Raw genomic sequence first — 22,756 nt, forward strand, 5'->3', positions numbered from 1 at the left:
TGTCTTCTGTAACCGTTGCGGTTGACAGGGTTCCGGGACGGCCCGGCGCATGCTGGCCATGAACCCGGCAAGCCGGCTCAGGAAGCCATGCGCCCGGCGCGCCGCGTCGACAGCAGCGCGCGCAGCTTGGCCGGCGCCACCGGCTTGGTCAGAAGCGTCACACCGCCCTGCCGCAGCCGCTGCAGCGCCTCTGGCCCGGTGGCGCCCGAGACCAGCACCGCGAGCGCCTGGGGCTGCAGGCGGCGCGCGGCCTCGATCACTTCCATGCCGTCCTCGGCGTCGGCCAGTTGCAGGTCGCACAGCAACACGTCGAAGCGCGTCTCCGAATCTGCAAGACGGCGTATTGCTTCGCTCCCGCTGGCCACGCATTCGACCTCGCAGGCCCATTGCGTGAGCAGCGCCCGGGTGGCGTCGAGGATGGCCGGGTCGTCGTCCACCACCAGGCAGCGCAGCCCGGCCAGCGGCGAGCTGGCCACCGGCTCCGGTGCCGGCGGCGGCACGTCGCGCGGATCGGCGCCGGGCAGTTCCAGCGAGAAGGTGCTGCCGGCCTGCAGCGCCGAGCGCAGCGCGATCCGCGTGCCCAGCAGCGCGGCGATGCGGGCGCAGATCGCCAGCCCGAGGCCGAAGCCCTGGCGCCGGTCGCGCTCGGTGTTCGCGACCTGGTAGAACTCCTCGAAGATGCGCTCCTGGTGGATCGGCGCAATGCCGACGCCGTTGTCGCGCACCTCGATGCGCACCTGCCCGCCGCGGCGCCGCGCCGCCACCAGCACCGTGCCCTCGGCCCCGCTGTGGGTGATCGCGTTGCCGACGAGGTTGCCGATGATGCGCAGGAGCAGGGCGGGGTCGGAGCGCACCGCGAGGCCGCGGTCCCGCCACACCAGCCGCACCTGCGAGGCGGCGGCGCGCGCCGCGTGCTGGGCGCCGAGCTGGTCGAACAGCATCGCCAGCGAGACGTTGCCGATGGCTGGCGTCAGCACCTGCGCGTCGAGCCGCGAGATCTCGAGCAGGTCGTCGAGCAGCACGCCCATGAACTCGGCGCCTTCCTGCAGCCGCAGCACCGCAGGGCGCTGCGTTGCGCTGGCGGTGGGCAGCAGGCCATCGATGAAGAGGCCCATGGCGTGCAGGGGCTGGCGCAGGTCGTGGCTGGCCGCTGCCAGGAAGCGGGCGCGCGAGAGCGCGGCCTGTTCGGCTTCGGCCATGCGCTGCAGCGCGACGGCGGTGGCCGCGCGCACCTGCTCCTCGCTCTGCTGGCGGTTGCGCTGCAGGCGCTCGGCCAGGCGGTTGATGTCGTGCGCGAGATTGGCGAGCTCGTGCTGCCCGCTGCGCGTCTCGTCGTCGCCGTCGGCCGGCGCCTTGCCGCCGCGCGTGACGACGTTGCAGCGCGCATCGAAGCGGCCGGCCTCCAGCGCGGCCACGGTGCGCGAGATGCGGCGCAGCGGTTGTGCGACGGTGCGCGCCGTGTGCCGCACCCAGGCCCAGGCCGCGATCAGCGCGATCATCGCGATGCCGATGCCCGCCATGAGCGAGCGCGTGCGCTCGTGCGCGTAGGCCGTGGTGTCGCGGAAGGCCTGCACCAGGCCGATGGGCTTGTCGCCGCCGGCGGTCGCTCCCTCGGGTGCGAAGGCGCTGGCCTTCGAGGCCTCGCGCAGCGTCACCGGCGCGGTGAACATGCGCAACTGCCCCATGGGGGCGGCCTTGGAGCCGGCCGTGACGAACACGCCGGCGCTGTTGCTGATCTCCACCCGCGTCACCTGGCCGCCGCGCAGGGCCGCGTTGGCCACGTTCTGCAGCGCGGGGAGGTCGCCGGCGTAGAGGCTCAGGTCGGACATCGCGGCCACCTGGCGCGCTACCGCCTGGCCCTCGGCATTGAAGGCGGCTTCCAGCGTGTCGAGGCGGCTGTGGGTGAACCAGGCGGTGAGCGCCAGGGCGACGGCCGCGCAGGGCACCACGCCGAGCCGGAACAGGTCGCGCTGCAGGCTTCCGCTGACCACCACCGCCCGGCCGTCGGCGGCGGGCTCGGAGGGGCGTGCGGCGGTGGGCAAGGCCAGGCCGTGGCTGGTGGAGTGGATCATCGGGCGGCGGTCACCCGCTCGGTCAGCTCGCGCTCCTCGGGCGGGCGCAGGCCCAGCCCGCGCGCGACGGTGGCGTTGACGCGCACCGTGGAAGGCGTCGCCGCCTCCACCAGCACGCCGCCCGCGACCGGGCCCATCGCCAGCTTCTGGCCGAGCGCACGCGCCTGCTGCGCGAGCTGCCCCGGCGTCGAGACCGCGGCGGCGAGTCCGCCGGAACGCACCAGCCCATCGCTGGTGCCGAATACCGGCAGGCCGGCGGTGGCGCCGGCGCGCAGCACCGAAAGGGTGGCGGCCTGGCTGTCGCCGATCAGGTCGGGCAGCACCATCAGCGCATCGCTGCGCGGCACCAGCACGCGCAGCACCGAGGCCAAGGACGTGGCATCCGGCGCGTACTCGACCCGCAGGTCCCACCCGTGGGCGGCACGCTGCAGCTCGCGCACGATCGGCTCCGATTCGGCGGTGGCCACCACGCCGAGCCGGCGCTTCTGCGGCAGCAGGGCATCGATGAGCACGAGCTGGTCGGCCATGGCGGGCTCGCGCAGCAGCACGCCGACCTGGCGGTCGCCGCGCTTGAGCGCGGGGCTGGCCTTGAGGCTTTCGTAGTCGAGACGACTGAGCATCGCGAGCACCAGCGGATCCTGGCCGGGGCGCTCGATCGCGCTGCGCGCCGCGGCCACGCCGACCGCCATGGTGACCGGCACGTCCACCGGGACGCTGGGCCGCAGGCTGCGGGTGCGCACGCCGGCGTTCGCGCGCTCCTCGCCGGCTGCCACGCGGTCGGCGGGCGTGCCGTCGGTGGGCAGGCGCACGAGCTCGAAGCGGCTGCTCGCATCCTGCGATTCGCGCAGCAGGCGCACGAATTCCGCGTGGGCGGCGTTGTCGTCGGCCAGCAGCACCGTGAGCCCGGCGGCCTGAGCGCCGGCGGCGAACGCGGCCGCGAAGAGTACGCCCGCGATGGCACGCAGCCCCCGAAGGAGCGCTGAGGAAGGATTCACGAGCATGAACTGCACCGTTGTGGTGATGAAGCCAATGTACGGACCCGGCTGTCTCCGCGCGATAAGGCAGAGGGCTTAGGTCGAACTGCGGGCGGGCGTATTGCGCTGCTGGATGGCACCCGCTCGCGGCCTCTCGGCCTATGCCTTATTTCGTATGCGGCCCCTGGACGGGCCGGCGCCGGCCGATTCCCTCAGGCCGCGGTCTGGCGCACGGCCGCCAGCTGCGCGCCGATGGCCTGCCGCAGCAGCTTGGGCGACACCGGCTTGTAGAGCACGGCCACGCCCGCGCTGGCGACCTCGCGCAGGCGGTCGGGCTTGGTCTCGCCGGTCACCAGCAGGCGCGCGGTTGCGGCGCCGATGCCGCGCGGATGGCGCTCCAGGGCGGCCAGCACGTCCAGGCCGTTGTCGCCGCCCTGCAGCAGCAGGTCGCTCACCACCAGGTCGGGCGGCCGGTCCCAGCTGTCGGCGAAGGCCAGCGCCTCGGCGCGCGTCTGCGCGGTCATCACCTCGGCGCCCCAGTTGCTGAGCACCACCTGCAGCCCTTCGAGGATGGTGCGCTCGTCGTCGATCACCAGGGCACGCACGTCGTGCAGGTTGGGCTCTTCGTCGACGCCCAGGGCGGCCGGCAGCGCGCCCGGCGCCGGCAGCGCGGGGTCGGCGCCGCGCACCATGACGCGCACGCAGGTGCCCTTGTGCGGCCGCGAGCTCAGCTCGACGTGGGTGTTGAGCAGCGCCACCAGCCGCTGCACCGTGGCCAGGCCCAAGCCCATGCCCCTTGCGTCGCGGCCCTGGCGCGGCTGCGGCTCGACCTGGTAGAACTCCTCGAAGACCCGCGACTGGTGGTGTTCCGCAATGCCGACGCCCGTGTCCACCACGTCGATGCGCACGCCGCGCCCGCGCCGGCGCGCGCCGACCAGCACGCCGCCCTCGGTGGTGTGGCGCAGCGAGTTCGACACCAGGTTGTTCAGGATGCGCGAGAGCATCACGTAGTCGCTGCGCACCCACAGCTCGGTCTTGCGCACCACCAGCCGCAGGTTCTGCTGCTCGGCCACCGGCCGGAAGTTGCGGCTGATCTCGTCGAAGAGCTGATCGAGCGGAAAGTCGGCCCACTGCGGCTGCAGCACGCCGGCATCGAGCTGCGAGAGGTTGAGCAGGCCCGAGAACAGGCGGTCCAGCGAGTCCACGCATTCGCGGATGTGGCCGATGCGCTGCAGGCGCACCGGGTCGGTCTCGCCGTTGGCCAGGCCGTCGGAGAACAGCGTGAGCGCGTGCAGCGGCTGGCGCAGGTCGTGGCTGGCGGCGGCCAGCAGGCGGGTCTTGGCCTGGCTCGCCACCTCCAGCTGCTGGTTCTTGCTGGCCAGCTCGGCGGTGGCGTTGGCGATGCGGCTCTCGAGCAAGGCGCGGCTTTCCGACAGCGCGGCGGCCGCCTCGTTGAAGCCGTGCTGCAGCCGCCGCACCTCGGCCGTGCCCTCGACCGCCACCTGCACTTCCTCGCCGGCGCCCAGGCGGTCCACCGCCTCGCCCAGCGCCTGGATCGGCGCGCTGATGCGGCGCGCCGCCCACCAGCCGGCCAGCCCCACGCCCACCAGGCTGGCGCCCAGCACCAGCACCACGTTGAGCCAGACCGAACGCTTGGCGCGCTCCACCGCGTCCAGGCTGATTTCCACCATCACCTTGCCGGCGTGCTTGCCGTCGTCGGCGACGATCGGCGCCACCACCTGGAGGCCTTCGCCGCGCTGGCGGTCCTGGGTCTCGGAGTTGGCCAGGATCTCGCCGTCATCGGACCAGATCTGCACCTGCTGCACATGCGGCTGGTAGCTGCCGGACTGCGCGGTGTGCTGCATCGCGCGGCGGTCCATGCGCTGCAGCTGCGACTGGGCCACGGTGGCCACCTGCAGCGCCACGGTCTGGGCGTTGGCGCGCATCAGCTCGGTCACGTTCGCGAGGTGCTGGCGCGTCAGCACGGCGATCGCGCCCAGCGTGGCCACGGTGGCGGGCAGCAGCGCGAGCAGCACCAGCTGCTGGGCCAGCGTCAGGCGCACCAGCAGGCGCAGGGCACGGAAGGGCCAGTTCATCGGCGCATCAGCGGCACGCCGGCACAGAGGGCGGGCTCCGACTGAAGTACATGGCCAGAGGAAAATGTCACGGAATCTGCCAAAGTTGGTTTCTAATTGTGTTCTCGACTGAACAGCTTTGACCAGCCCGTTGCCGGAGTTCCCAGCCCAACGTGTTCCAGAAGAAGATGCAGGTCCCTGTCCATGGCGCCGATGGTGCTTCTTTCGTCCTACTCGTCCGCCCCACCGCCGAGCGTCTGCGCATGATGGCATGGCGCGTGCTCGCGCTCCTGTGGCGCAGCGTCCTGGCCGCCTTGCTGGGCCTCGCGTTCGCGGCCCCGATGCAGACGGCCTCCGCCGCGGACGAGGCCCCCTTGCGCTTCGGCATCCTGCCGCTGGGCGGTGCCTTCGAGTCGCGCAACGACTGGGAGCCGCTGCTGGCGGACCTCAGCCGCGCCATTGGCCGGCCGGTCAGCGTGCTTTCGGTCAACTCCTATGAAGCGCTCGAGCAGGCCATCCAGCGCGATCAGGTCGACATGGCCTTCCTCTCGGGGAAGATGGCGCTCGACACGGTCACGCAGCGCCGCATGAGCGTGGTCGCCCAGGTCACGCGCCACGACGGCCTGCCGGGCTACCGTGCGCTGCTGCTCACGCGCAAGACCGGGCCCCGCACCACGCTCAAGGGCCTGCTGGCCGAGCCCGAGCGCTGGCGCCTGGCGCGCGGCGAGAGCCGCTCGGTGTCGGGCTTCATCGTGCCGCAGCTGCAGCTCTTTTTGCCCAACCACATCGCGATGGAGACCCGCTTTGCCAGCGAGGTGGTGGGCACGCACCAGGCCACCGCCCTGGCCGTGGCCAACGGCGAGGCCGACGTGGCGACCAACAACACCGCCGACTTCGAGCGCTTCAAGCTCCAGTTCCCGGCCGAGGCCGAGCGCCTGCAGGTGATCTGGGAATCGGAGCTGATCCCGCATGCCCAGATCGTCGTGCGGCGCGAGTACGGCCCCGAGTTCCGGAAGAAGGTGCAGGCTTTTCTGGTCGAGTACGCGCGCGGCAAGGGGCCGCGCGGCGACGCCGAGCGCGCCGTACTCAAGTCGCTGCACGATCTCGCGGGCTTCGTGGCGGCCGACAACAGCTCCCTGCTGCCGGCCGCCAAGCTGGCCTATCAGCTGGCGCGCCAGAGCGCAATGAGCGCCCAGTGGGTCAATGAGGCCGCGCGGCAGGCGCGGCTGCAGCGCATCGAGAACGGGTATGCCGAGCAGACGGCGGCCTTGCGCGGCAACGGGCCCTGAGGCCGGCATGCGGCGGCGCCTCCTGTGCGCGGCGGCGCTCGTCGCCGTGCCCGGGGCCGGATGCTTCGCCCCGGCCGCGTCCGCCGACGCGGCCGTCCCCCTGCGCTTCGGTGTGCTGCCGATCGGCGGCGCGGTCGAATCGCGCGAGAGCTGGACGCCGCTCCTGGGCGACCTGAGCCGTGCGCTGGGCCGGCCGGTCAGCGTGCTGTCCGTGAGCTCCTACGAATCGCTGGACCAGGCGATCCGGCGCGGCGAGGTGGACTTCGCCCTGCTGTCCGCCAAGCTGGCGCTGGATGCCGTCGTGCAGCAGCGGATGACCGTGGTGGCGCAGGTGAAGCGCCATGCCGGCCTGTCCAGGCACCGCGCCGTGCTGCTCGCGCGCAAGACCGGCTCGCACCGCGCGCTGGGCGACCTGCTGGCCGCGCCCGAGCGCTGGCGCCTGGCGCGTGGCGACAGCCGCTCGGTGTCCGGCTTCATCGTGCCCCAGCTGGAGCTCTTCGCGCCCCACGGCATCCCCATGGAGCGCTTCCAGAGCGAGCTGCTCGACACCCACCAGGGCACCGCACTGGCGGTGGCCAACGGCGATGCCGACGTGGCCACCAACAACACCACCGACTTCGAGCGCTTCAGGCAGCAGTTCCCCGTCGAGGCCGCCCGGCTGCAGGTGATCTGGGAATCGAGCCCCACGCCGCCGGCGCTGTTCGTGATGCGGCGCGACCAGCCCGCGGCCCTGCAGAAGCGGCTGCAGGACTTCCTGACGGGCTACGGCCAGGCCAGGGGCCCGCGCGGCGATGCCGAGCGCGAGGTGCTGAAGCAACTGCACGCGCCGCTGGGCTACGTGGTGGAGGACAACAGCGCGCTGCTGCCGACCGCGACCCTGGACTACCAGCTCGCCCGGCAGCACGCGCTCAATGCGAAATGGGTCAACCCGGCGGCACGCGAAGCCCGGCTCGAGCGCATCGAGCGCAGCTACGCGCAGCAGGCGGCCGCGCTGCGCGGTACAGCGCCCTGAGCGCGCCGCGACCGCGAAGCCCGCGCGGGCGCGCAAGAATTGATCAGATTCTTTTCTCGTGCTTTGGACCAAAATGCGCGGCCTCGCAACCAGAGCGAGCAGGGCAGGCCATGCAATCCAGAGTAGGCACGGGGCACACCCCCGGCACCACACAAATCCATCACCAAAGCCCCGGACGCGCGCGCCCGTCCATGAGCCATGCCTGCCCCGGCGCTATCGGCTTCATCGGCGCCCTCCGGCACTTCTCCCAGGAATACCTCGCATGACCATCGAATTCATCGCCCCGTGGCTCCTCCCCTCCGTGCTCAGCGCGATCACCATCGCGGCCATCGTCCTGGGGCGCAGCAGGCACCGCCATGCATGGCTGCTCGACCTGTCGGCTCAAGCCGGCTGGAATGTCTACATCGTCGCCGCATCGGCCTGGGGCTTTCTGCCGCTGAGTGCCACGCTGACTGTCCTGTATTGGCACGACCGCCTCGGGTCGAAGCGCAAGGACGACCGCGAGAGCGAGGCTCGCGACGAGTGGAAGGACACGGTGATGGACGCCCTCGTTGCGAGCGCGGCCTTCCGCAAGGAGCACGAAAACGATCCCGAGAAGGCATTGACCGCGCTGGTGAAGATGAAAACCTGCATGGCGCTGGACCCGGCCATCTCGATCGAGGCCGAGGCCCTGGTGCAGCGAGGCCGCGACGAAGTCAACGGCAAAAGCGACATCACGGTGTCGCCGCCTGTTCATCTCCTGCAAGCGCTCGGCCAGCTCAAGCCGCTGCCCGAAGCGACCGCCAAGCCCATCCGGTCCGCCAGCGTTTATCGCCGCGAGATCGGCATCGAGTGGGAAGACACCGGCGTGCCTGGCATCGAAGTGACGGAGGTCGCTTCGTCTGCCCCTGCACCTTGGAACACGCTCGCTGCGGCCTGAGGCGGCGCCAGGCGAGGCGAAGCGGATGTGACGAATTCAAGGGAGGCCGCGGGCCTGCGGCCCGTCAGAACCTGCGCGTGTGGAAGCGCAAGACATGGGCGCTGGCTCTGCCGGCCGCAATGGCGGCGCTGGCGCATGCCCAGACCGCGCCGCTGCCCGCGGCGCCCAAGCCATTTGTGGAGGAACAGCGGCAACAGGAACGCGAGCGCGCGCTGCGCCGGCAGCAGGAGCGCGCCGTCGACAGCCGCCTGCAGCCCGAGCTCCGGCCCGAGAACCGGCGGCTGCCGAAGGACGAGGCGCCATGCTTTCGCATCGAGCGCCTCGTGCTCGCCGGCGAGCGCGCCGAGGACTTCCAGTGGGCACTGGCCGCCGCCGCCGGCGAGAACGCCAGCGACGATCCGCGCGGCCGCTGCATCGGCACCGAGGGTGTCGACATCGTGATGGCGCGGGTGCAGCAGGCCGTGGTCGCGCGTGGCTACGTCACCACCCGGGTGCTCGCCGCGCCGCAGGACCTGGGCCAGGGCACCCTGACGCTCACGCTGATCCCCGGCCGCGTCGCCGGCATCCGCTTTGCCGCCGGCAACGAGGCGCGCACCAGCCTCGCCACCGCCATCCCCGCGCGTGCCGGCGATCTGCTGGAGCTGCGCGACGTCGAGCAGGGCCTGGAGAACCTCAAGCGCGCCCCCACCGTCGAGGCCGACATCCAGATCGAACCCTCGAAGGTCGCCGATGCGCGGCCCGGCGACAGCGACCTGGCCGTCAAGTACGCGCAGCGCTTCCCGCTGCGCGCCACACTGAGCCTCGACGACAGCGGCACCAAGGCCACGGGCAAGACGCAGGCCGGCGCCACCGTCGCCTGGGACAACCCGCTGGGGCTCAACGACTTGTTCTACGTCAGCCTCAACCACGACGCCTTCAACCACAGCGGCCAGGGCACCAGCGGCCAGACCGTCCACTACTCGCTGCCCTGGGGCTACTGGCTGGCGAGCGCCACCGCCTCGCAGAACAAGTACCACCAGACCGTGCAGGGTGCCGACCAGGCCTATGTCTACGCCGGGGAATCGTCCAACGCCGAGCTCAAGCTCTCGCGCCTGATCTTCCGCGACCAGCAGCGCAAGACCACGCTCGGCCTGCGCACCTTCCGGCGCAGCGGGCACAACTTCGTCGAGGACGTCGAGGTCCCGGTGCAGCGGCGCGCCACCGCCGGCTGGGAGCTGGGCCTGGCGCACCGCGAATTCATCGGCGAGGCCACGCTCGATGCCAGCCTCGCCTGGCGGCGCGGCACCGGCGCCTTCGGTGCCTTGCGCGCACCGGAGGAGAAGTTCGACGAAGGCACATCGCGCTTCAGGATCGCCACCGCCGAGCTCGGCCTGAACGCGCCCTTCCAGTTCGGCGCGCAGAAGCTGCGCTACACGGGGTTGTGGCGCGCGCAATGGAACCACAGCCCGCTCACGCAGCAGGACCAGTTCTCCATCGGCGGGCGCTACACCGTGCGCGGCTTCGACGGCGAATCGAGTCTGATGGGCGAGCGCGGATGGCTCCTGCGCAACGACATCGGCTGGGCGCTGGGCGAGACCGGTGGCGAGCTCTATGCGGGCATCGACCACGGGCAGGTGGACGGGCGCTCCACCGAGGGCCTGGCCGGGCGGCGCCTGACCGGCGGCGTGATCGGCCTGCGCGGCGCGTGGAAGGGGCTGAACTACGACTTCTTCGTCGGCGCGCCCATCCGCAGGCCCGAGGGCTTCCGCACCGCGAGGACGAGCGCGGGATTCAACCTGAACTACAGCTTCTGACGCGACCGGGCTGGAAAGAAAAAAATTCCAGACAGAGGACGGCGGCTGTGTTCCTCACAAACTCTGTATCACCGCCATGATGTTCCCCTCCGTATCCTTGAACCAGGCCGCCTTCGCCCCGCCCTCGTTCAAGATCCCGTTCGCATCCTGCCCCGGCATCTTGTAATCCTCGAACACCACCCCGCGCTTCTTCAGCTCGGCCACTTCGCTCTCGATATCCGCGACCTCCCAGAAGGCCTGGCTGGCCTGCGAGGTGCCTGCATTCGGCGTCGGGTACAGGAAGCAGCTGGTGCCGCCGGCGCAGTCGTAGACCACGCCGCCGGCCGTTTCCGTCTTGGGCTTGAAGCCCAGTTTCTGTTCATAGAACTGCCGCGCGCGGGCGACGTCCTTCACGGGGATGTAGGCATACATCGGGGATTGCTGAAGCATGGCTTTGTCCTTCGATCGTTCGTTCATTCATTCCTCGGTCCGTGCGGGCAGGGCTTCGCCGACGCGGCGCACCGCCTCGACGGGCCTGCGCGGACTGTGCGGCACCTCGCGCGTAGGCACGCCGATGCGAAAGCAGAAGGTGGGCAGTCCGCCGTTCAGGAAGAGCTGCTGCTCGACGGCGCTCTGCATCTTCGGCGCGTGCCCGAGCTGTCGTTCGCGGCAGATGCGTTCCGGGATCTGGTTCATCGGCTGGCAGGCCAGCCCCCGCAGCGTCGCCGCCAGGTGAAGGCGCTGCCAGGCGCGGCCGACCTGCAGCGAGACCACGTCGTCCAGCAGGCGATGCGCCGGAACGACGAAGAGGCCGAAGTGCGCGGCGGTCGCCAGCTGCACCTGGCGCGTGTTCTTGAGCCACACGGAATGCGCGGACTGCTCCGAGGTTTGCGGAACCAGGCGCGCCAAAGTTGCGAGCCACGGCGCCAGCCCCTGCGTCTGCATCGTCAGGCCGTCCCGGCGTGCATCGATCAGCGTCTGGTCCTGCCGGTACCAGCGCGCGCTGTCGTGACCCATCGGCGCGTCGGCGATGATGTCCCGCGTCGCCTCCAGCGTGAGCGCGCCGAAGCGCCGGGCCTCCTCGCTCTTGCTGGGCAGGAAGACGAGCTCGTGGTCGCCCATGCCCGCCGCCTCGGCTTGCAGCGCATCCAGGGTCGCGTCGTCGATCTCGCGCGCGAGCTCGTACGGCCCGCGGTCGGTGCGGCGCCTGGCGATCGCGGCCTCCAGCCGGTGCGTCACCGGCTCGGGCGCCGGCGTCAGCGTCACCCGCGCCGCAAGCTCACGGTTCGACGACGGCCGCAGCGCGATCTCGGTCGCCAGGCCCGCCCCCGGTGCGGCAATCGCCATGTTCTCCAGCGCGCAGCCGATGCCGATGAACATCTCGCGCTCGCAAGGGTCCATCGCGCCGAGCGCCCGCTCGAAGTCCGCATGCACCAGGATCTCGCCCGGCCCCACGGTGAAGCGCCAGGGCTGCGAGTTGTGCGGGCTTGCCGCGAGCACGGCCGCCGCGACGAGCCGCTCGGCGCCGGCATGCGCATGGGTTTCGAAGGCGCGCCAGGCGTCGAGCGACTTGTCCTGCGCACGCAGGAGGCCCTGGCGATAGGCCCGGTACGAAATGCCGCCCGCCGCGGCCAGCGTGGCAACGGCGGAGAACCATCGGAGCGCCGGATGCGCTGAGGGTAGGGTCTTGGCAGACATGGGGCCTCCGTGTCTCGAGATGAAGACGGGTTGTGACACGCGGCGGGGCATGGTGTCTGTCGGCCTCGTCCCACAGCACCCAAAAAGACCCTCGTGCGCACGGCCGTCGCCTCGCGCAGCGACGTGTCACCGCGCGCCACCGCGCGATGTGCCGTCCCGCCAATAGCCCCTTCGCTCTATCTCGCCTCCCCCATCTAGGCCATTAGCCAGATTTGCCGCGTCTCCCCCGCGCCGGAAACTAGATGTTTCCTTTCCGGCGGGGCCCTCCCGCCATCGACGGAGCGCGGATGAGTTGGCGAACTAAAGTGGTTTGGAGCGAGGGGATGCTGCTGCAGCCCCAGCACCTGCAGCAAAGCGAGCGCCATGCCGACCATGCGCGGCACCTGCTGTTGCGGACCACCACGCCCTATGCCTGGGGCTTTGCCGAGCTGGAGATCGACGCCGCCGCGCTCACGCTCGGCAAGCTGGCGCTGGTGCGCGCGGTGGGTGTGTTCGGCGACGGCACGGTGTTCGACATGCCGGCGGTCGACCCCCTGCCCGAGCCCATCGACATTCCCAGCGCGATGCGCGACGAGGCGGTGGTGCTGGCCCTGCCGCTGCGCCGCGCGGGCGCACGCGAGGCCGATGCCGAGGCTTTCGAGGACCTCGTGCGCCACCGCGTGCTCGAAACCGAGGTGCCCGACTCCAACACCGCCGGCGAGCGCACCGCCATGCTGCAGCTGGGCGCGCTCAATGCCCGCCTGCTGCGCGCCGGCGACGCCACCGATGCCTGGACCACGCTCAACGTCGCCCGCGTGGTCGAGCGCCGCACCGACAACCAGGTGCAGCTCGACCGCGTGCTGCTGCCGCCGCTGCTCGACGTGGCCGGCCATTCCGTGATCCGCGGCTGGCTCGACGAACTGCTGGGCCTCCTGCGCCAGCGCGGCGAGGCGTTGGCCGGGCGCATGACGCAGGGCGGCACCGGCGGCGTGGCCGAGATCGCCGACTTCCTGCTGCTGCAGACCGTCAACCGCAACGAGGCCGTGTTCGCGCATCTCGCCAAGAGCGCGATGCTGCATCCGCAGCGCTTCTTCGAGCAGGCGCTGGCGCTGGCCGGCGACCTCGCGAGCTTTCGCGATGCACGCCGCGTGGCCCGTTTCGCGCCCTACGTCCACGACGACCTGGCGATGAGCTTCAAGCCGCTGATGGACGACCTGCGGCGCAGCCTTTCGATGGTGCTGGAGCAGTCGGCCATCCGCATCGACCTGCACGATCGCAAGCACGGCGTGCGCGTGGCGCTGATCCCCGACGTGGAGCTGCAGCGCAACGCCACCTTCGTGCTCGCGGTCAACGCGCAGATGCCCGGCGAGGCGCTGCGCGCGCGCTTCCCCACGCAGGTCAAGATCGGCCCGGTGGAGCGCATCCGCGACCTGGTCAACCTGGCGCTGCCGGGCGTCACGCTGATGCCGCTGCCGGTGGCGCCGCGGCAGATCCCTTTCCACAGCGGCGCCAACTACTTCGAGCTCGAAACGCGCAACAGCGACCTGTGGCGCCAGCTCGAGCAGTCGGGCGGCATGGCGATGCACATCGCGGGCGACTTCCCCGGACTGGATCTCGCCTTCTGGGCGATTCGATCATGACCATGCCGGGCTTCACGCATTGCTCCCTCTCCCTCTGGGAGAGGGTTGGGGTGAGGGCTTGCGGCGTTTCCATCGGCGTGATCGCATCAAGCGCCCGGTGCGCTCACCCCAGCCCTCTCCCAAAGGGAGAGGGAGCAAGACACAAGGTGCAGCACCATGACGACACCTGACCCCTTCGCTGCCTTCGAGTCGGAGCGCACGGTCATCAAGCCCAAGCCGCGCGGGCCGGGCGGCTCGGCGCCGGTGCCGCCGCCCGCATCCATGGGCGGTGGCGCCGAGCCGCTGCCGGCCGAGGTCGCCGACCTGGGCCTGCTCAATCCGCTGGTCTCGGCCGCCGGCAAGTTGCTGGTGCTGGTGGGCCAGCTGCGCAACATGGTCCATGCGCCCAACGTGCCGGCGCTGCGCGCATCGACCGCCGATGCGGTGAACCAGTTCGATGCCGCCGCGCGCCGCACAGGCGCCTCCAACGAATCGGTGCTGGCCGCGCGCTACGTGCTGTGTACCGCGCTGGATGAAGCCGTGGCCAACACCCCCTGGGGCGTGCAGGGCGGCTGGAACAAGCAGAGCCTGCTGGTGCAGTTCCACAACGAGACCTGGGGCGGCGAGAAGGTGTTCCAGCTGCTGGCCCGCCTCGCGCAGGACGTGCCCACGCACCGCCAGCTGCTGGAGCTGATCTACAGCGTGCTGGCGCTGGGCTTCGAGGGCCGCTACCGCGTGGTGGAGAACGGTCGCGCCCAGCTCGACAGCGTGCGCCAGCGCCTGGCCGAGCTCATCGCCAAGGAGCGCCCGCCGGTCGAGGCCGAGCTCTCGCCGCACTGGCGCGGGCAGGGCGCCGGCACGGTGCGGCTGCGCGAGTCGCTGCCGATGTGGGTGTTCGCGGCCGGCTTCGCGCTGCTGCTGGCGCTGGCCTGGTTCGGCTTCCGGCTGGCGCTCAACCAGCGCTCCGACGCCACCTATTCGGCCGTCTCCAGCCTGCGCGTGCCCAACGTGCAGATCGCGCCGCCGGCCATCCTGTCGAAGTCGCCGCGGCTTGCCAAGTTCCTCGAAGCGGAGATCAAGCAGGGCCTGGTCACCGTCACCGACGAGGCCGACCGCAGCACCGTGCGGCTGCGCGGCGACAGCTTCTTCGGCTCCGGCAGCGCCGACCCGATGGCGCAGTCCCTGCCGGTGCTCAACCGCATCGGCCAGGCGCTGGCGGAGGTCAAGGGCGAGGTGCTGATCACCGGCCACTCCGACAACCAGCCGATCCGCTCCATGCGCTATCCCTCCAATTGGCACCTTTCGGCCGCGCGCGCCGACGCGGTGAAGGGCGCGCTCTCCACCCTGGTCGACCCGGCCCGCATGCGTTCCGACGGCAAGGCCGACGCCGAGCCCGTCGCCGCCAACGACACGCCGGCCAACCGCGCGCGCAACCGGCGCGTCGAGATCGTGCTGCTCTCGCCGCCCGAGCGCGTCGCCGCCGAGCTGTCGGAGGTCAAGCGATGATCAAGAAGCTGTTCGGATGGCTGTTCCATCCCGTGCTGCTGACGCTGCTGGCGCTCATCGTCGTCGCGCTGCTGATCTGGTGGATCGGCCCGCTGGTGCGCATCGGCGAGCTGGCCCCGCTGGAGAGCGAGCTCTCGCGCGCGGTGCTGATCGGTGTGATCGTGCTGCTGGTGCTGCTGCGCGCCGCCTGGCGCCGCTGGCGCGTGCGCAAGGCCAGCCAGCACCTCACCGACGGGCTGATGAAGGCGCCCGCCGCGCCGGCAGCCGCAGGCGACGACGGCGGCGAGCGCAAGGTGCTGGACGCCCGCTTCACCGATGCCGTCGCCACCCTCAAGAAGATGCGCCTGCACGCCGCCGGCCGCAAGCCGGGCTGGCGCGACTGGCTCTCGCTCTCGGGCGGCAGCTACCTCTACGACCTGCCCTGGTACGTCTTCATCGGCGCGCCGGGCGCGGGCAAGACCACCGCGCTGGTCAACTCGGGCCTCTCGTTCCCGCTGGCCGAGAAGTTCGGCCCCGGCGCGATCCGCGGCATCGGCGGCACGCGCAATTGCGACTGGTGGTTCACCGACGACGCGGTGCTCATCGACACCGCCGGCCGCTACACCACCCAGGACAGCCACCAGACCGAGGACAAGGGCGCGTGGGAGAGCTTCCTCGGCCTGCTGAAGAAGGTGCGCCCGCGGCGTCCGCTCAACGGTGTGTTCCTCACGGTCAGCGTGCAGGACCTGCTGTCGCACAACGCCGAGCAGCGCAGCACGCTCGCGGCCTCGATCCGCGCGCGCCTGCTGGAGCTCGACGCCAAGCTCGCGACCCGCCTGCCGGTCTATGTGCTGGTCACCAAGAGCGACCTGCTCTACGGCTTCGGCGAATACTTCGCCGACCTCGGCAAGGAGCAGCGCGCGCAGGTCTTCGGCTTCACGCTGCCGGCGGAGGAGGGCGCAGTGGTCGACGAGAAGGGCCTCACGGACGCCTTCCATCGCGAGTTCGGCCTGCTGCACGGGCGCGTCAATGACGCGCTGATCCAGCGCATGCAGCGCGAGACCGACGGCACCCGGCGCGCCGCGATCTTCGGCTTCCCGGCGCAGTTCGGCGCCATCGAGCCACTGCTCGCGGACCTGCTGGAGCAGGTCTTCACCGGCTCGCGCTTCACCCAGCCGCCGTGGGTGCGCGGCGTCTACTTCACCAGCGGCACGCAGGAGGGCAGCCCGATCGACCGCGTGATGGGCGCGCTCTCGCGCAGCTTCGGGCTGGAGCGCGCGATCCTGCCGCCGCAGAAGAGCAGCGGGCGCAGCTACTTCCTCACCTCGCTGCTGCGCGACGTGGTCTTCCCCGAGCAGCGCCTGGCCGGCGCCGACGTCAAGCTGGAGCGCCGCCGCCATGGGTTGCGCGTGGCCGCGCTGGCGGCGATGACGCTGGTCACGCTCGCCCTGCTGGCCGGCTGGGGCTGGAGCGGCTGGCGCAACCTCGAGTACCTGAAGGCCGTCGATGCGCGCATCGCGCCCGCGCGCCAGCAGCTCGCCGCGCTGCCGGCGCGGGTGCAGAACCTGGTCGAGGTCGCGCCGGTGCTGCAGGGCCTGCGCAACATCTGGAAGGTGCCCGAGAACCGCGAGGGCAACGAGCCCCTGTCGATGACGCTGGGCCTCTACCAGGGGAACAAGCTGGACGCCGCCGCCATGCTGTCGCACCAGCGCGCGCTCAACGAGGTCTTCCTGCCGCAGCTGGCCAAGCGCATCGAGGACCAGCTGCGCACCGCGCAGAAGGACAACCTCGAGTTCACTTACGAGGCGCTCAAGACCTACCTCATGCTGCACCAGCCCGACCGCTTCGACGCCGAAGCGCTGAAGGCCTGGATCACCCTCGACTGGGCGCGCAACCTCGACCGCGGCATCCCCGAAGACCAGCGCAAGCTGCTCGAGGACCAGCTCGACGTGCTCATCGCCCAGGGCCCGCCGCGCTCGCCGCTCAAGATGGACGAGGCCCTGGTGCGCAACGTGCGCGCCGTGCTCGCCAGCTACCCGCTGGAGCAGCGCGTCTTCAGCCGCCTGAAGCGCCAGCGCCTGGGCAAGGACATCCCGCCCTTCAGCGTGGCCGCGGCCGCCGGCCCGGCCGGCCCGCTGGTCTTCGAGCGCGCCAGCGGCAAGCCGCTCGCCGATGGCGTGCCTGGCATGTTCACCTACGACGGCTACCACAAGCGCTTCCAGAACGAGGTGACCGTGGTCACCGGCCTGCTGGCCACCGAGGACCCGTGGGTGCTGGGCCAGGAGCGCGGCGCGGCCGACCGGCTGCGCGACGCCGCCGCCCTGGGCGCGCTCACCGACCGCGTGCGCCGGCTCTACCTCGAGGAATACGCGAAGGTGTGGGAGGCCCTGCTGGCCGACGTGCGCCTGGTGCGCGCCACCGGCCTCGACAAGAACATCGAGAACGCGCGCATCCTCTCGGGCGTCGGCTCGCCGCTCGCGAGCTTCCTGCGCGCGGTGGTCAAGGAGACCACGCTGACGCCGGCCGAGCAGCAGGGCAAGGACGTGGTCACCAAGGCCAGCGAGACCGTGCGCAACACGCGCAAGGGCCTGGAGGAGCTGTTCGGCGGCGACCCCAACAAGCCGGTGGCCGCGGGCAAGCGCATCGAGAGCATCGTCGACGACCGCTTCGCCGACCTGCGCCGCCTGGTCAGCTCGCCCACGCCGGGCGGCCCGGCGCCCATCGACGACACGCTCAAGCTCTTCAACGAGGTCTACGTGTATCTGACGGCGGTCGACACCGCGGTCAAGAACCGCAGCTCGCCGCCGCCCGGCGACGTCGCGGGCAAGCTCAAGTCCGATGCCGGCCGCCTGCCCGAGCCGGTGCGCTCGATGGTCGAGAACCTCAGCCAGTCCGGCGCCACCCAGGCCCGCGTGGCCGAGCGCGGCAGCCTGAGCCTGGACCTGCGCCCGGTCACCGAGTTCTGCAAGAGCGCGATTGCCGGGCGCTACCCCTTCGTCACCAGCAGCAAGCGTGACGTGCTGCCCGAGGACTTCGGCCAGATGTTCGGCCCCGGCGGCCTGATGGACGAGTTCTTCCAGAAGCGCCTGGCCGCGCTGGTCGACACCAGCACCCGGCCCTGGCGCTACAAGCCGGTGGCCGAGCAGGGCGCGATCACGGCACAGGCCATCGCGCAGTTCGAGCGCGCCGCGCGCATCAAGGAGATCTTCTTCCGCGCTGCCGGCCGCACGCCCGCCATGCGGCTGGACTTCAGGCCGGTGGAGATGGATGCGGGCATCACCCAGTTCATCCTCGACGTCGACGGCCAGCTGGTGAAGTACGCGCACGGCCCGGTGGTGCCGATGGCCGTGCAGTGGCCCGGCCCCAAGGGCACCAACCAGGTGCGGGTGCAGGTCAGCCCGCCCTCGGCCAGCGGGCCCTCGGGCACGGCGGTCGACGGGCCCTGGGCCCTGTTCCGCGTGCTCGACGAGGGCCAGCTCGAAGCCGGCGACGCGCCCGAGAAGTTCTTCATCACCTTTCAGATCGGCGCACGCAAGACCCGCTTCGAGGTCACGACCAACAGCGTGCAGCATCCGATTCGCCTGCGTGAACTGCGCGAGTTCGCTTGTCCGGAGGGCTTGTGACTGAGGACGACGGCTCGACCAACGCCCCGGGCTGGTTCGGCAAGCTGCCCGGCATGGGCGACTTCGCCCAGCGCCGCATGCCGGAGCTGTTCCGCGAACCCTGGGACCGCTGGCTGCAGAACGGCTTGGCCAAGCTGCGCGCGCGGCGTACCGACTGGACCGAGCGCTACCTCAAGGCGCCGCTGTGGTGCTTCGTGCTGAGCGAAGGCGTGATCGACGGGCGCAGCTGGCTCGGCGTGCTGATGCCTTCGGTCGATGGCGTCGGGCGCTACTTCCCCTTGACGCTGACGGCCGAGCTGGTCTCTTCGCGGACCGAGCTGCAGGGCGAGGTGCTGGCGCGCACGCGGCGCTGGTGGACCCTGGCCGCCCAGGCCGCGCTCGAGGGGCTGGAGCACGACCTCGATGCATCGCGCTTCGATGCGCGGCTCCAGGAGCTGTTCGCCAGCGACGCGGCGGAGGCGGACACCGGCGAGTACCCGCCGCTGGCGCTGCCGGAGGTCGGCCACTCGCTGTGGTTCACCGATCCCGGCGCCGAGCGCGGTCTGGGCATGACCAGCCACGGCCTGCCGCAGGACGAGCAGTTCGAGTCGCTGTTCGGCTTCGGCAACGAGCCGGGCGTGCGCCAGGAGGCGGGGCCATGACCGAGCAGAACCCCTCCTCGCGGCCCGTGCCGCCCGGCGACGACGACCCGACGCAGGTCATCACCGGCCGCCCGTCCGCCACGCCCACGCCGGACGACGGCGCGACCATCATCACCGGCGGCGGCCCCACCGTGCCGCCCAGCCAGACGCCGACCCTGGCGGCCACCTCGCGCACGACGTCGATCGGCAACGAGCAGGCCGGCCTGCTCCCCATCGGCAGCCGGCTCGCCGAGTTCGAGGTCACGCGCATCGTCGGCCAGGGCGGCTTCGGCGTGGTCTACGAGGCCTGGGACCCGACGCTGGAGCGCGTGGTCGCGATCAAGGAGTACCTGCCCAGCTCGCTGTCCACCCGCCAGGGCGACGGCACCGTCACCCCGCTGTCGGAGCGGCACCGCGAGACCTTCGAACTGGGCATGCGCAGCTTCATCAACGAGGCGCGCCTGCTGGCCCAGTTCGACCATCCCTCGCTGCTCAAGGTCTACCGCTTCTGGCAGGAGCGCGGCACCACCTACATGGTGATGCCCTTCTACCGCGGCGACACCCTGCGCCAGGCGCTGCACGCGATGCCGGGCGGCGCCGCCGAGGGCTGGCTTCTGCACATCATGGACGGCGTGACGCAGGCGCTGTCGGTGATGCACGCGGCCCACTGCTACCACCGCGACATCGCGCCCGACAACATCATCCTGCTCGAGGGCTCGGGCCGGCCGGTGGTGCTGGACTTCGGCGCCGCGCGGCGGGTGATCACCGACAAGACGCAGGCCATCACCGTCATCCTCAAGCCCGGCTACGCGCCGATCGAGCAGTACGCCGAGATGCCCGACATGGCGCAGGGCGCCTGGACCGACGTCTACGCGCTCGCGGCCGTGATGCACGTGGCCGTGAGCGGCCGCGCGCCGCCGCCGTCGGTGGCGCGGCTCTTGTCCGACAGCTACGTGCCGCTCTCGGGCAACGAGGCGCTGCGCCAGCGCTACAGCCCCGCGCTGCTCGCGGCCATCGACGCCGGCCTGGGCGTGCGGCCCGAGTCGCGCCCGCAGTCCATGGCCGCGCTGCGCGAGGCACTGGGGCTGGACGGCGGGGTGACGGTGATCCGGCCCCCGGCCGCGCCCTCGCGCGCCTCGACACGCGGTTCGCTCCCGCCGCCCCCCGCACCCGCGGCATCTCCCAAGGGCAAGGGCGCGGCCCTGGCAGGCGTGGCCGCGGTGGCCGTGCTGGCCGCGGCCGGCGGGTGGTGGTGGTGGCAAGGCCGCGCCGGCGCCGATGACGGCAAGGCGCCGGTGAGCACCGCGCCGGCGCCGCCGGCCGAAGTCGCGCAGGCGCCCGCACCGCCGCCCCCACCACCGCCGCCGCCGCCCGCCAGGGCGCGCACGCCGGCCGAGTCGCTGCAGTCGCTGGCCGAGGGCGCCGCGCCGGGCTTCGAGGTCACGGCAAGCCCGCGCAAGAGCGAGGTCGCGATCGGCAAGGACAAGCTGGGCTTCGAGCTGCGCAGCAAGCGCGAGGGCTTCGTCTACGTCTACCTGCTGTCCAGCGGCGGCGAGATGTTCCTGCTCTTCCCCAACCTGCTGGACAAGTACAACAAGATCGCCGCCGGCCAGGCCCTCACGCTGCCGCGCGCCTCCTGGCCGATGGACGCGGGCGGGCCGGCCGGCGTCAACCAGTTCGCGGTGCTGGTCAGCGAGCACGAGCGCGACTTCGGCGGCTCCGGCATGCAGAGCGAGGGCGTGTTCCCGCAGTTCCCGCTGCCGGTGCTGGCGGCCCTCGAATCCGCACGCGGCAGCGGCCCGCCGCCGCTGCTGGGCAAGCCCGTATGCGCCCCCAACACGCCTTGCAAGGACGCCTATGGCACGGCCTTCTTCAAGATCACCGAGAAGTAATCGTCTTCAAGCGGCGGGCTCTTGCACCCGCTGCCCCCGGACCAGGAGTTCTCCATGACACAAGCAGCCCTCGCCCTCTCTCTTTCGACGCTGCGCAGCGCGCCCGCACGCTGGAGCGGTGCCGCCCTCGGCGCGGCCCTGCTGGCGGCCTGCGGCGCCATGCCGGGCCCCGGCACCGGCCCGGGCACCACGCCGGCGGCCCCGCTGGCCCCGGTGGCCGCTGCACCGGCGCCCGCTCCGGCACCGGCCGCCACCGGGCCGGCCTCGTCGTCGTGGTCGACCTCGTCGCCCTCGAGCGCGCGGCCCCCCGCCGCGCCCGGCGGCGCCAACGTGGCCGGCCAGGCCCGCACCTTCTCCACCCAGCTCGCCACCTACACGGCGGTCGGCTTCGACACGGTGCCCGGCTGGGGCCGCGACGACTTCGCCGAGAGCTGGCCGGCCTTCCTCGGCAGCTGCAAGGTACTGACCGGCCGCGGCGCCGAGTGGCGCCAGATCTGCCAGCGCGCCGCCACGGTCGACCCGAAGAGCAACCCGGCCATCCGCGGCTTCTTCGAGCGCGAGTTCTCGGCCTACCAGATCCGCGACGACGACCGCCGGCCCGACGGCGTGGTCACCGGCTACTTCGAGCCCGAGATCGCCGGCAGCCGCAACTACGCGCCGCCCTACATCTACCCGGTCTACGGCCAGCCGGAAGACATGCTGTTCGCCGACGCGCGCAAGCTGCCGCCCGGCAGCGGCACCGTGGCCGCGCGCGTGGAGGGGCGCAGCGTGGTGGTGCAGCAGGGCCTCTCGACGCGCGACATGGGCGCGCCGGGCCTCTACGCGCTGGACCTCTCGGGCATCACGCGCGACACGCTCGACCGCAAGGTGCGCCTGCGCATCGAGGGCAAGCGCCTCCTGCCCTACTACACGCGCGAGGAGATCGAGACCAAGGGCGCGCCCAACGCCCGCGTGCTGGCCTTCGTGAGCAGCGCCACCGCCCTCTACGAGATGCAGATCCAGGGCTCGGGCCGCATCCGCCTGCCCAGCGGCGAGATCGTCCGCGTCGCCTATGCCGAGCAGAACGGCCAGCCCTTCCGGCCCACGATCGCGCAGTCGCCCTCGGGCAAGGCGCTCAGCCGGGTGAAGACGCGCGGCCTGGGCGTGGAGCTCGAGCTGGACGACGGCGACGACGAGGTCGAAGACGGCGCGGTGATCCGCACCCGCGGCTTCACGCTGGCCCTGCCCGCGGCCAGCGGCGCGGTGGTGGTGCCGGGCCGGCGTGCCACCAGCCCGGTGCTCGGCTCCGGCATCAAGGACCCGAGCTACGTCTTCTTCAAGGAAGCCATCGGCGGCGCCGGCGGTCCGGTGGGCGCCTTCGGCGTGCCCTTGCAGGCCGGCCGCTCGATCGCGGTCGACCCGCGCGCCACGCCGCTGGGCTACCCGGTGTTCGTCTCGACGCGCACGCCCGACAGCGGCGCGCCGATGCAGCGCCTCACCATCGCGCAGGACACCGGCGGCGCCATCCGCGGCGCGGTGCGCGCCGACTACTTCTTCGGCAACGGCCAGCAGGCCGCGACCCAGGCACGGCGAATGAAGGAGCGCGGGCAGCTCTGGGTGCTGTTGCCGCGGGGGCTGGCGGTGGCGGCGGCGACCACCTCCACGATCCGCACGCGCGGCACGGCGGTGGGCGCGGATCTGCCGCAGTGCCTGGTGCCGCAAGAGGACGCCTGCGTCGACGACTGAGT

The 22,756-nt window shown here is 71.7% G+C and carries 15 protein-coding genes; 10 read left to right on the forward strand and 5 right to left on the reverse strand.

Translation table 11 applies throughout. The annotated features are described in order from the left end of the window. Window positions 1–77: 77 nt before the first annotated feature. From AC3A6X_RS31565 to AC3A6X_RS31575, 3 genes are all read right to left on the reverse strand, one after another. Window positions 78–2,072, reverse strand: a complete 1,995-nt coding sequence (locus tag AC3A6X_RS31565) for a hybrid sensor histidine kinase/response regulator (RefSeq protein ID WP_487845878.1) — start codon at window positions 2,070–2,072, stop codon at window positions 78–80. Further along, the gene (locus AC3A6X_RS31570) at window positions 2,069–3,073 is read right to left on the reverse strand and encodes an ABC transporter substrate-binding protein (RefSeq protein ID WP_487845879.1); all 1,005 of its coding nucleotides are present in this window, start codon (window positions 3,071–3,073) and stop codon (window positions 2,069–2,071) included. The genes AC3A6X_RS31565 and AC3A6X_RS31570 overlap by 4 nt, the downstream gene beginning before the upstream one ends. 185 nt (window positions 3,074–3,258) lie before the next feature. Then, window positions 3,259–5,142, reverse strand: coding sequence for an ATP-binding response regulator (locus tag AC3A6X_RS31575; protein WP_487845880.1), 1,884 nt, complete (start codon window positions 5,140–5,142; stop codon window positions 3,259–3,261). A gap of 242 nt (window positions 5,143–5,384) precedes the next feature. On the opposite strand from AC3A6X_RS31575, the gene phnD reads away from it, so the two are divergent. The 4 genes from phnD (at window position 5,385) to AC3A6X_RS31595 (ending at window position 10,134) form a co-directional block, all read left to right on the forward strand. After that, window positions 5,385–6,410 carry a phosphate/phosphite/phosphonate ABC transporter substrate-binding protein gene (gene phnD / locus AC3A6X_RS31580; RefSeq protein ID WP_487845881.1) on the forward strand — a complete coding sequence of 342 codons (1,026 nt, stop codon included), beginning with the start codon at window positions 5,385–5,387 and terminating at the stop codon, window positions 6,408–6,410. Between the two features lie 7 nt (window positions 6,411–6,417). After that, window positions 6,418–7,422, forward strand: coding sequence for a phosphate/phosphite/phosphonate ABC transporter substrate-binding protein (locus tag AC3A6X_RS31585; RefSeq protein ID WP_487845882.1), 1,005 nt, complete (start codon window positions 6,418–6,420; stop codon window positions 7,420–7,422). Window positions 7,423–7,684: 262 nt separating this feature from the next. Beyond that, on the forward strand, window positions 7,685–8,341 hold the full coding sequence (locus tag AC3A6X_RS31590; RefSeq protein WP_487845883.1) for a hypothetical protein: 657 nt from the start codon (window positions 7,685–7,687) through the stop codon (window positions 8,339–8,341). A 119-nt stretch (window positions 8,342–8,460) separates the two neighbouring features. After that, window positions 8,461–10,134 carry a ShlB/FhaC/HecB family hemolysin secretion/activation protein gene (locus tag AC3A6X_RS31595; RefSeq protein WP_487845926.1) on the forward strand — a complete coding sequence of 558 codons (1,674 nt, stop codon included), beginning with the start codon at window positions 8,461–8,463 and terminating at the stop codon, window positions 10,132–10,134. A gap of 54 nt (window positions 10,135–10,188) precedes the next feature. On the opposite strand, the gene AC3A6X_RS31600 is transcribed toward AC3A6X_RS31595, so the two are convergent. Together AC3A6X_RS31600 and AC3A6X_RS31605 are read right to left on the reverse strand one after the other, a co-directional pair. Continuing rightward, on the reverse strand, window positions 10,189–10,590 hold the full coding sequence (locus AC3A6X_RS31600; RefSeq protein ID WP_487845884.1) for a VOC family protein: 402 nt from the start codon (window positions 10,588–10,590) through the stop codon (window positions 10,189–10,191). Next, window positions 10,591–11,811 (reverse strand): Acg family FMN-binding oxidoreductase, encoded by a 1,221-nt coding sequence (locus AC3A6X_RS31605; protein ID WP_487845885.1) that lies wholly within the window; start codon window positions 11,809–11,811, stop codon window positions 10,591–10,593. 287 nt (window positions 11,812–12,098) lie between these two features. Here AC3A6X_RS31605 and tssK point away from each other — a divergent pair, with 287 nt between their 5' ends. The 6 genes from tssK (at window position 12,099) to mltA (ending at window position 22,754) form a co-directional block, all read left to right on the forward strand. Beyond that, the gene (gene tssK / locus AC3A6X_RS31610) at window positions 12,099–13,430 is read left to right on the forward strand and encodes a type VI secretion system baseplate subunit TssK (protein WP_487845886.1); all 1,332 of its coding nucleotides are present in this window, start codon (window positions 12,099–12,101) and stop codon (window positions 13,428–13,430) included. 156 nt (window positions 13,431–13,586) lie between these two features. Next, window positions 13,587–14,915, forward strand: coding sequence for a DotU family type VI secretion system protein (locus AC3A6X_RS31615; RefSeq protein ID WP_487845887.1), 1,329 nt, complete (start codon window positions 13,587–13,589; stop codon window positions 14,913–14,915). Beyond that, a complete protein-coding gene (gene tssM, locus AC3A6X_RS31620) occupies window positions 14,912–18,517 on the forward strand; it encodes a type VI secretion system membrane subunit TssM (RefSeq protein ID WP_487845888.1) in 3,606 nt (1,201 codons plus the stop codon). Before AC3A6X_RS31615 ends, tssM begins: the two co-directional genes overlap by 4 nt. Next, window positions 18,514–19,158, forward strand: a complete 645-nt coding sequence (gene tagF / locus AC3A6X_RS31625; RefSeq protein ID WP_487845889.1) for a type VI secretion system-associated protein TagF — start codon at window positions 18,514–18,516, stop codon at window positions 19,156–19,158. The genes tssM and tagF overlap by 4 nt, the downstream gene beginning before the upstream one ends. Continuing rightward, window positions 19,155–21,029, forward strand: coding sequence for a serine/threonine protein kinase (locus AC3A6X_RS31630; protein ID WP_487845890.1), 1,875 nt, complete (start codon window positions 19,155–19,157; stop codon window positions 21,027–21,029). The genes tagF and AC3A6X_RS31630 overlap by 4 nt, the downstream gene beginning before the upstream one ends. 54 nt (window positions 21,030–21,083) lie before the next feature. Continuing rightward, window positions 21,084–22,754 carry a murein transglycosylase A gene (gene mltA, locus AC3A6X_RS31635; protein ID WP_487845891.1) on the forward strand — a complete coding sequence of 557 codons (1,671 nt, stop codon included), beginning with the start codon at window positions 21,084–21,086 and terminating at the stop codon, window positions 22,752–22,754. Window positions 22,755–22,756 lie beyond the last annotated feature (2 nt).

This window comes from Variovorax sp. Soil_C_12, assembly GCF_057657375.1.

Coding starts and splice junctions, on each gene's coding strand:
- AC3A6X_RS31565 (WP_487845878.1), bottom strand. CDS start 2,072: ATGATCCACTCCACCAGCCACGGCCTGGCCTTGCCCACCGCCGCACGC.
- AC3A6X_RS31570 (WP_487845879.1), bottom strand. CDS start 3,073: ATGCTCGTGAATCCTTCCTCAGCGCTCCTTCGGGGGCTGCGTGCCATC.
- AC3A6X_RS31575 (WP_487845880.1), bottom strand. CDS start 5,142: ATGAACTGGCCCTTCCGTGCCCTGCGCCTGCTGGTGCGCCTGACGCTG.
- phnD (WP_487845881.1), top strand. CDS start 5,385: ATGATGGCATGGCGCGTGCTCGCGCTCCTGTGGCGCAGCGTCCTGGCC.
- AC3A6X_RS31585 (WP_487845882.1), top strand. CDS start 6,418: ATGCGGCGGCGCCTCCTGTGCGCGGCGGCGCTCGTCGCCGTGCCCGGG.
- AC3A6X_RS31590 (WP_487845883.1), top strand. CDS start 7,685: ATGACCATCGAATTCATCGCCCCGTGGCTCCTCCCCTCCGTGCTCAGC.
- AC3A6X_RS31595 (WP_487845926.1), top strand. CDS start 8,461: ATGGCGGCGCTGGCGCATGCCCAGACCGCGCCGCTGCCCGCGGCGCCC.
- AC3A6X_RS31600 (WP_487845884.1), bottom strand. CDS start 10,590: ATGAACGAACGATCGAAGGACAAAGCCATGCTTCAGCAATCCCCGATG.
- AC3A6X_RS31605 (WP_487845885.1), bottom strand. CDS start 11,811: ATGTCTGCCAAGACCCTACCCTCAGCGCATCCGGCGCTCCGATGGTTC.
- tssK (WP_487845886.1), top strand. CDS start 12,099: ATGAGTTGGCGAACTAAAGTGGTTTGGAGCGAGGGGATGCTGCTGCAG.
- AC3A6X_RS31615 (WP_487845887.1), top strand. CDS start 13,587: ATGACGACACCTGACCCCTTCGCTGCCTTCGAGTCGGAGCGCACGGTC.
- tssM (WP_487845888.1), top strand. CDS start 14,912: ATGATCAAGAAGCTGTTCGGATGGCTGTTCCATCCCGTGCTGCTGACG.
- AC3A6X_RS31630 (WP_487845890.1), top strand. CDS start 19,155: ATGACCGAGCAGAACCCCTCCTCGCGGCCCGTGCCGCCCGGCGACGAC.
- mltA (WP_487845891.1), top strand. CDS start 21,084: ATGACACAAGCAGCCCTCGCCCTCTCTCTTTCGACGCTGCGCAGCGCG.